Source organism: Streptomyces sp. NPDC104761 (assembly GCF_055583445.1).
In genome coordinates this window covers 45,892-59,700 of record NZ_JBVJNZ010000029.1, presented here as the reverse complement: position 1 = coordinate 59,700, position 13,809 = coordinate 45,892, and the positions used below count along the sequence as shown (strand labels likewise).

Below are 13,809 nucleotides of genomic sequence, written 5' to 3'. Positions count from 1 at the left end.
CGACCGTGTTTTTTCCGGTCTAACTTCATAGTGTTTCGGTGGTCATAGCGTGAGGGAAACGCCCGGTTACATTCCGAACCCGGAAGCTAAGCCTTGCAGCGCCGATGGTACTGCAGGGGGGACCCTGTGGGAGAGTAGGACACCGCCGAACAATTCTTCAAAGGGTTGGATCTGGAACTTCGGTTCCGGGTCCAACCCTTTTTTGGTTTGCGTAACGTGTCGTTCACGTTCCGCCCCGAGCATCGCAGCATGGGTACTGCTGCAATGCTCAGGGCCGCCGGTGTCGGAGTCGGCGACGAGGTCATCGTGCCGGCCTTCGGGAACGTCGAGGTCGCCGAGGCCGTGACACTGGCCGGTGCGCTTCCGGTGTTCGCCGACATAGATCCGCTGACCTACTGCCTCGACGTGACGGCGGTGGAGGCGGCCGTAACCACCCGTTCCGCAGCGGTGGTTGTGGTGCACCGGTTCGGACGGTGGGCCGACATCCAGCGGTTGCGCCGACTGGGGCAGCGGCACGGGCTGCTGGTGCTGGAGCAGGGTGAGTCCGAGGCTCCGTACGACGAGGTCGCGCAGCGCCGGCAGCGGGCCTCCTATCTCGACGCGAAGCTGCGCGGTGTGCGAACGCCGGACGGCGGTGACGGGCACACCTACCAGCAGTACGTCGTGCGGGTGCCGGGGAACGGCCGGCCCGACCGGGACGCCTTCGCCCGGGCCCTGCGGGGCAAGGGAGTTGACTGCCGGGTGCCGGTGAAGACACCGGTGCACCGGCTGCCGGAGTTCCGGCGCTGTGTATCGCTGCCGGAAACGGAGGTGGCTGCGGACGAGACGCTCGCGCTGCCCGTGGACGCCGCGTTGACGAAGCGGGAGATGCAGCGGATCGTGTCCGCATGCAATGCCCTCGGCGGACTGCTTCAGCCCGCCTTCTGAACGAGTTTGGGAACTCGGGCCTGCTCGGGGTATGATCTATTCCGTTGCCGCGGGGGAAACCTCGAAAAAGCAACAGGCCCCTATAGCTCAGTCGGCAGAGCGTCTCCATGGTAAGGAGAAGGTCAACGGTTCGATTCCGTTTGGGGGCTCCAGCAGGAAAAAGTCCCGCCCGAAAGGGCGGGACTTTTTTGTGCTTGCCTGCGGCTGTTCCCCGCCGGTCCCCGCTCTCAGTCCTTCTGGAGACCGGGGACCCGCATCGCCAGGATGGCCATGTCGTCGGAGGGGGCGTCCGAAGCGAAACGCTCCACCGCGCGCATGATGCGCGCGGCGACCGCGCCGGCCGTCAGGCCCGTGCAGGTGGTCAGGACGTCGGCGAGGCCGTCGTCGCCGAGCATGCGGGTGCCCTCCCGGCGTTCCGTCACGCCGTCGGTGACGCAGAGGAGGACGTCGCCCGGGTCCAGGGTGACCGTCTGCTCGTACAGCTCCAGGTCCTCGATGACGCCGAGGAGGGGCTGCGGTTCGGCGGCCGCCTCCACCGTGCCGTCCTGGCGCAGGCGCAGCGGGAGCGGGTGGCCCGCGCAGACCACCTTCATCTCCGCGCTGCCGTCCTCCTGGGGGCGCATCTCGCCGTACAGGAGGGTCAGGAAGCGGCTGCGGGCTCCCTCGTCCAGGATGGCCGAGTTGAGGCGTTCCAGGACCGCGGGGCCGCTGAGGCCCTCGCGGGCCAGGAGGCGGAGCGCGTGCCGGGCGAGGCCGGTGACCGCGGCCGCGTTGGGGCCCGTACCGCAGACGTCGCCGATGGCGAAGCCGTACGCGTTGTCGTCGATGGGGAAGACGTCGTAGAAGTCGCCGCCGACCTCGTTGCCCTCGCCGGCCGCGCGGTAGATGACCTCGACCTCCATGCCCTCGATGTGCGGGGTCCCCGGGGGCAGGAGGCTGCGCTGGAGGGCCTGGCTGATGGCCGTGCGCTCCGAGTACAGGCGGGCGTTGTCCAGGGCCAGGGCGGCCCGCCGGGACAGGTCCTCGGCCAGTTCCAGGATCTCCTGGCGGAAGTGTTCGTCGGTGGGCTTGCCGAGGGTGAGCATGCCGATGACGCGGTTGCGGGCGACCAGGGGCAGGACGACGGTCTCGCCGCCCACGGCGGAGGCGGTGGCGAGGGTCGGGCCGATGCCGGAGGAGACCTGGCGGGTGGGGCCGCCGGTCAGGCCGAGGCTGCGCATGGAGCTGCGCAGGGCGGCCTGGTGGGCGTGCTCGCCCGGCGCGGTCCAGACGCGGGCGCCGGGCGTGGGTACCGGGTCCGGCGGGGGCACCTTGGCGAGCAACGACTTGATGCCGTCGATGAGTTCCTCGTCCTCGTGCAGGACGTACGACAGGTACGGGTCGGAGGCCTGGTCGGCGATGGTGTAGACGGCGCACCAGGTGGCGAGGGTGGGGACCGTCATCTGGGCCATCAGGGCGAGCGTCTGGTCGCGGTCGAGGGTGCCGGCGAGCAGGTCGGAGGCCTCGACGAGGAAGCTGAGCGAGCCGCGGCGCAGCCGTTCCAGCTCGCCGAGGCGGGCCGACTCGACGGCCAGGGCGATGCGGTCGGCGGCGAACTGGAGGCGCAGCGCCTCCTCGTTGGAGTATCTGCCCGGTGCCTCGGTTGCGACGCCCAGGGAGCCGGTGAGGCGGCCCTCGACCTTCAGCGGGACGGTGACGACGGAGCGCATGCCGGTGCCGGTGAGGAGGGGGACCGCGCCCGGAACGGCCGCCAGGTCGTCGTGTACGGCCGGCATGCGGGCCGAGCCGTAGCGGCCGGGGCCGGCTTCCACGGGTACGCGCGCGAAGCGCTGACGGGCCGACGGGAGGCCGGTGGAGGCGCGGACCTCCAACTCGGTCTCGTCGTCGGTGGCGAGGAGCAGGAACGCGGAGTCGCCGTCGAGCATGTCGCGGGCGCGTTCGACCGTGCGCTGGAGGAGGCCGTCGAGGTCGTCAGGGGCGGGGGAGCCGATGAACACCTCGAAGGGGTCGCTGCTCTGGCCGTCGGAGGTGACGCCAGCGTCCGAGGCGGGCAGGCGCAACGGGGTCTGGAGGACGGCCCGTTCGTGGTCGCGTACGAGCAGGCAGACCGTGGAGGGCTCGCCGCCCGTGTCGCGGACGCGCAGGTGCGAGGCGTAGACGGAGGTCACGCGGCCGTCGGCGCCGCGGATGCCGTAGCTGCCCTCCCAGCGGGAGAGCTGGAGCGCCTCGGCGATGCCGGTGCCGGTGCCGGGGGTGTGCGGCCAGGCGGCGAGGTCGGTGAGCGGCTTGCCGGTGACCTCGGCTGCGCTGTGGCCGAAGATTTCCTCGGCGTCCTCGTTCCAGGCGGAGATGGAGCCCTTGCGGTCGATCTGGACGACCGCGACCCGGACCCTGCCGTCGGCCAGGGGCAGCAGGTCGGCGGGGAGGGACGGGCCGGCCGCGCGGGTGCCGACCGGACGCTCCGGAAGATCCAGCTGGAACCAGACATTTTTGTGCGTGGACGTGTACTCGACGCCCCAGCGGGCGGCGAGGGCCGCGCAGAGCTGGAGTCCGCGGCCCCCTTCGCGGTCGGGGCTGCCCATGTTGACGGCGGAGCCCTGGAGCGGGACCTCGCGTTCCGGGTAGCGGTCGGCGACCTCGATGCGCACCCCGTCGTCCGTGCGCAGGCACAGGACGTCGGCGTGGGTGCCGGCGTGCACCACGGCGTTGGTCACCAGTTCGCTGGTGAGGACCACGGCGTCGTCGACGACGTCCGCGAAGCCCCAGCCCTGGAGCGTGTCGCGGACGAAGGCCCGGGCGGTCGCGACCGATCGCCCGACGGGCTCGAAGGTGGCGGCCGCGCGCGCGGTGATCACAGAACTCCCCGTCCGGGTCTCGACATGCGGGCTTGCCTGGCCGGGCTGGTGGCGCTGCTGCGGCATGCGCTCGCCCGTGGGCCGTGGCTCCGGGTTGTGTCCCCCGGGGATCACTCCGGTGGTCATGGTCTGCGGCCGCCCCTCCGAATGCCCGCTCGTTCTCGTGCCACCGCCCAGGCCGGACGGACCGGTGCGGCTGGACAGCCGCATGCAAGGTTACTTACCTTCGCCGTCCGAGCGGATGCCGGTCGCCAGTGTTTACGCCCCCAGGGTGTGCGGACGATGTGCGAAGCTGCCGAACTGTTATGGCCTGGTTCGGCGAGGGTGAAACACTGGGCAAGCTTGTGATGAAGGTCCGGTCGGCCCGAATGCGTTGCGTGCAGGGCGGGCAGCAGCCCCTGGTGTGGCCGGATCTCGTCCGGCAGAAATACGCAGCAGTAACTGGTACGCCGGAGTAAGCGGTACGCCGAGTACGGCGGTGTCCGAGTACAGCGGTAACGGTCGACCCCTGCGGGAGGGACACAGTGGAGTCTGGCGCAGCGGCGCGGGGCACTAAGGCGCGCGCGAAGGGCGGACCGTCCCTGAGCAGGCAGCGGGGCGGTGACGGCACCACCGAGGTGGACACGGCTTCCCTGAACCGGTTGCTGGTGGCGCTCGTGGCGATGCGGGACGGCAACTTCCGCAAGCGGCTCACGGTGTCCGGGGACGGCGTGATGTCGGAGATCGCGGCGGTCTTCAACGAGGTGGCCGACCGTAATCTCCACCTCACGGGTGAGCTGTCGCGGGTGCGGCGTGTCGTCGGACGTGAGGGAAAGCTCACGGAGCGGCTGGAGACGGGCGCCTGCGAGGGCTCCTGGGCGGCTGCCATCGACAACTCCAACGCGCTCGTCGAGGACCTGGTACGGCCGGTCTCCGAGGTGGGCCGGGTCCTGACGGCGGTGGCCGAGGGTGACCTGTCGCCGCGCATGGAGTTGCGGTCGCCGTCGGCGGACGGGGCCGGGCATCCACTGCGCGGTGAGTTCCTGAAGGTCGGGCGGACCGTCAACAACCTGGTCGACCAGTTGTCGACGTTCACCGACGAGGTCACCCGGGTGGCCAGTGAGGTGGGCACCGAGGGCAAGCTGGGCGGTCAGGCCCGGGTGCGCGGTATGTCCGGTTCGTGGCGGGACCTCACCGACTCGGTGAACACGATGGCGTACCGGTTGACGGCGCAGGTGCGGGACATCGCGCTGGTGACGACGGCGGTCGCCAAGGGTGATCTGTCGCGGAAGGTCACGGTCCAGGTCGCCGGCGAGATGCTGGAGCTGAAGGAAACCGTCAACACGATGGTGGACCAGCTGTCGGCGTTCTCCTCCGAGGTGACCAGGGTCGCCCGTGAGGTGGGTACGGACGGCATCCTGGGCGGTCAGGCGCACGTGCCGGGGGTGGCGGGCACGTGGAAGGAGCTCACCGACTCCGTCAACACCATGGCCGGCAACCTGACGGCGCAGGTGCGCGGGATCTCGGAGGTGACCACCGCGGTCGCCAACGGTGACCTGTCACGCAAGGTCACCGTTCCGGCGCGCGGTGAGGTCGCGCAGCTCGCCGAGACGATCAACCAGATGACCGAGACGCTGCGGATCTTCGCGGACGAGGTCACGCGGGTGGCCAACGAGGTCGGTGGCGAGGGGCGGCTCGGCGGGCAGGCGAACGTGCCGGGCGCGGCGGGCACGTGGAAGGACCTGACGGATTCCGTCAACACGGTGTTCCGGAACCTGACGACCCAGGTGCGCGACATCGCCGCCGTGACGACGGCCGTGGCCAACGGTGACCTGTCGCAGAAGGTCACGGTGGACGTGGCCGGCGAGATGCTGGAGCTGAAGAACACCGTCAACGGCATGGTCGACCAGCTGTCGTCGTTCGGTGCCGAGGTCACCCGGGTGGCCCGGGAGATCGGGGTCGAGGGTGAGCTGGGCGGCCAGGCGCAGGTGCCCGGGGCCGCCGGTACCTGGAAGGACCTCACCGACTCCGTCAACACCGCGTTCCGCAACCTCACCGGTCAGGTGCGCAACATCGCCCAGGTGACGACGGCGGTGGCCAACGGTGACCTGTCGCAGAAGGTCACGGTGGACGTCTCCGGCGAGATGCTGAAGCTGAAGAACACCGTGAACACGATGGTGGACCAGCTCTCCAGCTTCGCCGACCAGGTGACGCGGATGGCCAGGGACGTGGGCACCGAGGGCCGCCTCGGCGGTCAGGCGCGCGTGGACGGCGTCTCGGGCACCTGGAAGGAGCTGACGGACTCCGTCAACTTCATGGCCGGCAACCTGACCTCCCAGGTGCGGCAGATCGCCCAGGTGACGACGGCGGTGGCGCGGGGCGACCTGTCCCAGAAGATCGACGTGGACGCGCGCGGCGAGATCCTCGAGCTGAAGAACACGATCAACACGATGGTTGATCAACTGTCGGCGTTCGCCGACCAGGTCACCAAGGTGGCCCGCGAGGTGGGTACGGAGGGACGGCTGGGCGGTCAGGCGCAGGTGCCGGGTGTGGCCGGTGTGTGGCGGGACCTGACGGACTCCGTGAACGGCATGGCCGGCAACCTGACGGCCCAGGTGCGCAACATCGCCCAGGTCGCCACCGCGGTGGCCCGCGGCGACCTCTCCCAGAAGATCACCGTGGACGCGCGCGGTGAGATCCAGGAGCTGAAGAACACCCTGAACACGATGGTGGACCAGCTGTCGTCGTTCGCCCAGGAGGTCACCCGCGTGGCGCGCGAGGTGGGCACCGAGGGCATCCTCGGCGGCCAGGCCGAGGTGCAGGGGGTGGCGGGCACCTGGAAGGACCTCACCCAGTCCGTGAACTTCATGGCGAACAACCTGACCATCCAGGTGCGCAACATCGCCGAGGTCACGACGGCGGTCGCCAAGGGCGACCTGTCGAAGAAGATCACTGTTGACGCGAAGGGCGAGATCCTCGAGCTCGTCACGACGGTCAACACCATGGTCGACCAGTTGTCCAGCTTTGCCGAGCAGGTGACCCGGGTGGCCCGTGAGGTGGGCACCGAGGGCATCCTGGGCGGCCAGGCGCGGGTTCCGGGTGTCACGGGCATCTGGAAGGACCTGAGCAACAACGTGAACCAGATGGCCAACAACCTGACCATGCAGGTGCGGAACATCTCCCAGGTGTCCGCCGCGGTCGCCAACGGCGACCTGACCCGGCAGGTCACCATCGAGGCGAGCGGCGAGGTGGCCCAGCTCGCCGACACCATCAACCAGATGGTCAAGACGCTGAGTTCGTTCGCCGACCAGGTCACCAAGGTGGCCCGTGAGGTGGGTACGGACGGCATCCTCGGCGGCCAGGCGCACGTGCCGGGTGTGGCGGGGACGTGGAAGGACCTCACCGAGTCGGTGAACCAGATGGCGTCCAACCTGACCGGCCAGGTCCGCAACATCGCGATGGTCACCACGGCCATCGCGAAGGGCGACCTGACGAAGAAGATCGACATCGACGCGCGCGGCGAGATCCTCGAACTCAAGACGACGATCAACACGATGGTCGACCAGCTGTCGAGTTTCGCCGAGGAGGTCACCCGGGTCGCCCGTGAGGTGGGCACCGAGGGGGCGCTGGGCGGGCAGGCACGCGTGCGTGACGTGGACGGCACCTGGCGGGACCTCACCGAGTCGGTGAACGAGATGGCCGGGAACCTGACCCGGCAGGTGCGGGCCATCGCGCGCGTGGCGACCGCGGTGACCCGCGGCGATCTGAACCTGAAGATCGACGTGGACGCGTCCGGCGAGATCCAGGAGCTCCAGGACTACATCAACAAGATGATCGCCAACCTGCGCGACACCACGGTGGCCAACCAGGAGCAGGACTGGCTCAAGGGCAACCTGGCCCGGATCTCCGCGCTGATGCAGGGCCGCCGCGACCTGGTGGACGTGGCCTCCCTGATCATGAGCGAGCTGACACCGGTGGTGACCGCGCAGCACGGCGCGTTCTTCCTGGCGATGCCGCTGGTCGACGGCAAGGACATGAGCGCCGAGAACGAGGACGCGTACGAACTGCGCATGCTCGGGTCGTACGGCTACTCGATGGGTTCCATGCCGACGTCGTTCCGGCCGGGTGAGGCGCTGATCGGGACGGCCGCGCAGGAGAAGCGGACGATCCTGGTGGAGAAGGCGCCCACCGGGTACCTGAAGATCTCCTCCGGGCTCGGCGAGGCCCCGCCGGCGCAGGTGATCGTGCTTCCGGTGCTGTTCGAGGGCAAGGTGCTCGGTGTGATCGAGCTGGCCTCCTTCACGCCGTTCACGCAGATCCAGAAGGACTTCCTCAACCAGATCGCCGAGATGATCGCGACCAGCGTCAACACCATCTCCGTGAACACCAAGACCGAGGTGCTGCTGAAGCAGTCGCAGGAGCTGACCGAGCAGCTCCAGGAGCGGTCGGCCGAGCTGGAGAACCGGCAGAAGGCCCTCCAGGCGTCCAACGCCGAACTGGAGGAGAAGGCCGAGCTGCTGGCCCAGCAGAACCGGGACATCGAGGTGAAGAACACCGAGATCGAGGAGGCCCGGCAGGTCCTGGAGGAGCGCGCCGAGCAACTGGCCGTCTCCATGCGCTACAAGAGCGAGTTCCTCGCCAACATGTCGCACGAGCTGCGCACTCCGCTCAACTCGCTGCTGATCCTGGCCAAGCTGCTCGCCGACAACGCCGAGGGCAATCTGTCGCCGAAGCAGGTGGAGTTCGCCGAGACCATCCACGGCGCCGGATCCGACCTGCTCCAGCTGATCAACGACATCCTGGACCTGTCGAAGGTCGAGGCGGGCAAGATGGACGTCTCCCCGACGCGTATCGCGCTCGTCCAGCTCGTGGACTACGTGGAGGCCACCTTCCGGCCGCTGACCGCGGAGAAGGGCCTGGACCTGTCGGTGCGGGTCTCGCCTGAGCTGCCCGCCACCCTGCACACCGACGAGCAGCGGCTCCTGCAGGTGCTGCGTAACCTGCTGTCCAACGCGGTGAAGTTCACCGACTCCGGCTCGGTGGAGCTGGTGATCAGGCCGGCGAGCGGCGACGTCCCGGTGGGGATCAGGGAACAGCTCCTGGAGGCGGGGTCGCTCAGCGATCCGGACGCGCCGCTGATCGCGTTCTCGGTGACCGACACGGGCATCGGCATTGCGGCCAGCAAGATGCGGGTGATCTTCGAGGCGTTCAAGCAGGCCGACGGCACGACCAGCCGCAAGTACGGCGGTACGGGCCTCGGGCTGTCGATCTCGCGGGAGATCGCGCAGTTGCTGGGCGGTGAGATTTACGCGCAGAGCGAGCCGGGCCGCGGCTCCACGTTCACGCTGTACCTGCCGCTGCACCCCAGCGAGCTGCCGCCGCAGGGCTACCAGCAGTCCGTGCCCCAGCTGGAGGCCGGGGACCTGGTCGCCTCGCAGAGCCGTGCGCTGGAATTGTCCGGGGTGGAGATCGAGACGCCGGCCGAGGTGAAGTCGTACCAGGAGACCCAGAACGGCGCCGCGGCGCTCTTCAGGCGCCGCCGCCGGGGGGCTCCGGTGGCCGAGGCGTGGCCGGTGCTCGCCGAGCAGGAGGCGAGGTCCCCGCAGCCGCGCCGGGGCATGCGGTTCGGTGGGGAGAAGGTGCTGATCGTCGACGACGACATCCGCAACGTCTTCGCGCTCACCAGCGTCCTGGAGCAGCACGGTCTGTCGGTGCTGTACGCCGAGAACGGCCGGGAGGGCATCGAGGTCCTGGAACAGCACGACGATGTCGCGGTCGTCCTGATGGACATCATGATGCCCGAGATGGACGGCTATGCGACGACCAACGCGATCCGTCGGATGCCGCAGTTCGCCGGGCTGCCGATCATCGCGCTCACCGCGAAGGCGATGAAGGGCGACCGGGAGAAGGCCATCGAGTCGGGCGCCTCCGACTACGTCACCAAGCCGGTCGACCCCGATCACCTGCTCGCGGTGATGGAGCAGTGGATGCGCGGGGAGTGACCGGATCGAACGGGTGTGATGTGAACGTTGTGGGAACGTTCCGTGTGCACGGGGAGTTGCTGACTCACGGTGGCGGAACCCGTGTAGAAGTGCGGTATTGGGGGAACCTTCTGGTCTCCGGCTGCGTTTCTGCTACGTGCACAGTGACATCGCGGTGACAGGGTGTGGCGACAGGCGGGGTGCGGCTACCATGACCGGCACAAGGACGGGCGGCGAAAGGGAGTCGTCCCCTGGGGCGGCGCCCGGTGCACATCCGGGGCGAGGAGGGCGGGCCATGGTGCAGAAGGCCAAGATCCTCCTGGTCGATGACCGGCCGGAGAATCTGCTGGCGCTGGAGGCCATCCTCTCTGCGCTCGATCAGACACTGGTGCGGGCATCGTCCGGGGAGGAAGCACTCAAGGCACTGCTCACGGACGACTTCGCGGTGATTCTGCTGGACGTCCAGATGCCGGGCATGGACGGATTCGAGACCGCGGCGCACATCAAGCGGCGGGAGCGGACCCGGGACATCCCGATCATCTTCCTCACCGCCATCAACCACGGTCCGCACCACACCTTCCGGGGCTACGCCGCGGGGGCGGTCGACTACATCTCCAAGCCGTTCGACCCGTGGGTGCTGCGCGCCAAGGTCTCGGTGTTCGTGGAGCTGTACATGAAGAACTGCCAGCTGCGCGAGCAGGCGGCGCTGCTGCGGCTCCAGTTGGAGGGCGGCGGCAAGGGCGCGGTCGCCGGCAAGGAGTCCGCGGGGCTGCTCGCCGAGCTGTCCGCCCGGCTCGCGGCCGTCGAGGAGCAGGCGGAGGCGCTGTCCAAGCAGCTGGACGACGAGTCCGCGGACGCGGCCGCGGTGGCCACGGCGGCCCACCTGGAGCGCAAACTCACCGGCCTGCGCCGGGCGCTCGACGCCCTCGAACCGGGCACCGGCGGCGCCACGCCGTCGCTCCCCTCGCAGAACTGACCGCGCCTGCGGACCCAGTTGCCCATGAGCGTGCGTCAGTTCCGCGCCCCGCGAAGGCCGACACGAACGGGTGAAGCAGTGGGCACACGTGTCCCCTGTCGCATCCCCCGGTAACCTCACACCCATGGCCTCACGTCCCTCCGCAGCCAAGAAGCAGCCCGCGAAGAAGGCCGCTCCCTCGAAGGCTCCGGCGAAGAAGGCCGCCGCGAAGAAAGCCCCGGCCAAGAAGGCGCCCGCCAAGAGGACCCCGGCGAAGAAGTCCGCGCCGGCACCCAGGCCGGCGCCCAGCCCCACCGGGGGCGTGTACCGCCTGGTGCGCGCCCTCTGGCTCGGTGTCGCGCACGCCGTCGGCGCCGTCTTCCGTGGCATAGGACAGGGAGCCAGGAACTTGGACCCGGCCCACCGCAAGGACGGCATCGCCCTGCTCCTGCTCGGCATCGCCCTGATCGTCGCCGCCGGCACCTGGGCAGACCTGCGCGGTCCGGTCGGCGATCTGGTCGAGATCCTCGTGACGGGCGCCTTCGGCCGCCTCGACCTGCTGGTGCCGATACTGCTCGCGATGATCGCCGTGCGGTTCATGCGCCACCCCGAGCAGCAGGACGCCAACGGGCGGATCGTGATCGGCCTGTCGGCACTGGTCGTCGGCGTGCTCGGCCAGGTGCACATCGCCTGCGGCTCGCCCGCCCGCAGCGACGGCATGCAGGGCATAAGGGACGCCGGCGGCCTCATCGGCTGGGCGGCGGCGACCCCGCTGACGTACACCATGACCGAGGTCCTCGCCGTACCCCTGCTGGTGCTGCTCACGATCTTCGGGCTGCTCGTGGTCACCGCGACCCCGGTGAACGCCATCCCGCAACGGCTGCGGGCGCTCGGCGTGCGCCTCGGGCTGCTGCACGACCCCGAGCCCGACGACGGGTATCAGGAGTACGGCGAGGACGACGAGCGCTATGACGAGCAGTGGCGCCAGGCGCTGCCCGCGCGCCCCCGCAGGCGCTCCGGCGCCCCTCAGGAGTACGACCCCGACGGCGCCGAGCAGGAGGCCCTCGCCAAGCGCCGGGGCCGTCCGCGGCGCTCCGCCGTGCCGCAGCCCGAGCTGGGCCGCCAGATGGACGCCGTGGACGTCGCGGCGGCCGCCGCGGCCGCGCTCGACGGCGCCGTCCTGCACGGCATGCCGCCCTCGCCGCTCGTCGCCGACCTCACCCAGGGCGTCAGCGTGGGCGACCGTGAGGACACCACCCCCGCGCCCGTGCCGGCACCGAGCCCGAGTCCGGTCCCGGCCGCGCGGCCCAAGCAGGAGAGGCTCAAGGTCGAGCCCGTCGTCGCCGACCTGACCAAACCGGCGCCGGAGAAGCCCCGCGACCTGCCCCCGCGCGCCGAGCAGCTCCAGCTCTCCGGCGACATCACCTACTCGCTGCCCTCGCTCGACCTCCTCACCCGCGGTGGCCCGGGCAAGGCGCGCAGCGAGGCCAACGACCGGGTGGTCGCCTCGCTCACCACCGTCTTCTCCGAGTTCAAGGTCGACGCCGCCGTCACCGGCTTCACCCGCGGCCCGACGGTCACCCGCTACGAGGTCGAGCTCGGCCCCGCCGTGAAGGTCGAGCGGATCACCGCGCTCACCAAGAACATCGCGTACGCCGTCGCCAGCCCGGACGTGCGGATCATCAGTCCGATCCCCGGCAAGTCCGCGGTCGGCATCGAGATCCCCAACACCGACCGCGAGATGGTCAACCTCGGCGACGTGCTGCGGCTCGCCGAGTCCGCCGAGGACGACGACCCGATGCTGGTCGCCTTCGGCAAGGACGTCGAGGGCGGCTACGTCATGCACTCGCTGGCGAAGATGCCGCACATGCTCGTCGCGGGCGCCACCGGCTCCGGCAAGTCGTCCTGCATCAACTGCCTGATCACCTCGGTCATGATGCGGGCGACCCCGGAGGACGTGCGGATGGTGCTGGTCGACCCCAAGCGGGTCGAGCTGACCGCCTACGAGGGCATCCCGCACCTGATCACGCCGATCATCACCAACCCCAAGCGGGCCGCCGAGGCGCTCCAGTGGGTCGTACGCGAGATGGACCTGCGCTACGACGACCTGGCCGCCTTCGGGTTCCGGCACATCGACGACTTCAACAAGGCGATCCGCGAGGGCAAGGTCAAGCTCCCCGAGGGCAGCGAGCGGGAGCTGCAGCCGTACCCGTATCTGCTGGTGATCGTCGACGAGCTGGCCGACCTGATGATGGTCGCCCCGCGCGACGTCGAGGACGCGATCGTGCGCATCACGCAGCTCGCGCGGGCGGCCGGCATCCACCTGGTGCTCGCCACCCAGCGCCCCTCGGTCGACGTGGTCACCGGTCTCATCAAGGCGAACGTGCCCTCCCGGCTCGCCTTCGCCACCTCCTCGCTCGCCGACAGCCGCGTCATCCTCGACCAGCCCGGTGCCGAGAAGCTCATCGGCAAGGGCGACGGGCTCTTCCTGCCGATGGGGGCGAACAAGCCGACCCGTATGCAGGGCGCGTTCGTCACCGAGGAGGAGGTCGCCGCCGTCGTCCAGCACTGCAAGGACCAGATGGCGCCGGTCTTCCGGGACGACGTCACCGTGGGCAGCAAGCAGAAGAAGGAGATCGACGAGGACATCGGCGACGACCTCGACCTTCTCTGCCAGGCCGCTGAGCTGGTCGTCTCCACCCAGTTCGGCTCCACCTCCATGCTCCAGCGCAAGCTGCGCGTCGGCTTCGCCAAGGCCGGCCGGCTCATGGACCTCATGGAGTCGCGGGGCGTGGTCGGGCCGAGCGAGGGGTCCAAGGCGCGCGACGTTCTGGTAAAACCTGATGAGCTGGACGGGGTGCTTGCTGTGATCCGTGGGGAGTCCGAGGGGTAGACCTAGAGGGGTAGGCCTGTCTGAGGGCTACGGGCGCCTGCGGGCCGGGTGGAGTCGTCACCGTGATCCACCCGTTAGGGACCGTCGGGCAACCGTTTCCCTTTGACGTACGTCAAGTTGAGCGAGAGGAAAGGTGTGTACCCCATGCTGGGGCGCGCACCTGACCCGTCATCGGGATGTCGGGCCATACCGATGGCGTACAAAGTCGTACCGCCCGGT

At 69.5% G+C, this 13,809-nt stretch carries 5 protein-coding genes, 1 tRNA gene and 1 rRNA gene; 6 read left to right on the top strand and 1 reads right to left on the bottom strand.

Annotated elements, in window-relative coordinates:
• The first annotated feature begins 34 nt into the window (after nt 1-34).
• From rrf to ACZ63F_RS41635, 3 genes are all read left to right on the top strand, one after another.
• A 5S ribosomal RNA gene (gene rrf / locus ACZ63F_RS41645) occupies nt 35-151 on the top strand.
• 113 nt (nt 152-264) lie between these two features.
• Complete coding sequence (locus tag ACZ63F_RS41640; protein WP_469719140.1) at nt 265-927, top strand: DegT/DnrJ/EryC1/StrS family aminotransferase; 663 nt, start codon at nt 265-267, stop codon at nt 925-927.
• A 76-nt stretch (nt 928-1,003) separates the two neighbouring features.
• Nucleotides 1,004-1,079: transfer RNA gene (locus ACZ63F_RS41635), tRNA-Thr, on the top strand.
• A gap of 75 nt (nt 1,080-1,154) precedes the next feature.
• On the opposite strand, the gene ACZ63F_RS41630 is transcribed toward ACZ63F_RS41635, so the two are convergent.
• Nucleotides 1,155-3,908, bottom strand: a complete 2,754-nt coding sequence (locus ACZ63F_RS41630; protein ID WP_469719134.1) for a SpoIIE family protein phosphatase — start codon at nt 3,906-3,908, stop codon at nt 1,155-1,157.
• Nucleotides 3,909-4,306: 398 nt separating this feature from the next.
• Between ACZ63F_RS41630 and ACZ63F_RS41625 the strand changes: the two genes are divergently transcribed.
• The 3 genes from ACZ63F_RS41625 to ACZ63F_RS41615 all read left to right on the top strand — a co-directional run bounded on the left by ACZ63F_RS41625 (nt 4,307) and on the right by ACZ63F_RS41615 (nt 13,590).
• Entirely contained in the window at nt 4,307-9,763 is a 5,457-nt protein-coding gene (locus ACZ63F_RS41625; protein ID WP_469719132.1) for a HAMP domain-containing protein, read from the top strand.
• A gap of 274 nt (nt 9,764-10,037) precedes the next feature.
• Nucleotides 10,038-10,718, top strand: a complete 681-nt coding sequence (locus ACZ63F_RS41620) for a response regulator (RefSeq protein WP_189262252.1) — start codon at nt 10,038-10,040, stop codon at nt 10,716-10,718.
• A gap of 124 nt (nt 10,719-10,842) precedes the next feature.
• Nucleotides 10,843-13,590 (top strand): DNA translocase FtsK, encoded by a 2,748-nt coding sequence (locus ACZ63F_RS41615; RefSeq protein WP_469719130.1) that lies wholly within the window; start codon nt 10,843-10,845, stop codon nt 13,588-13,590.
• Nucleotides 13,591-13,809: the final 219 nt, after the last annotated feature.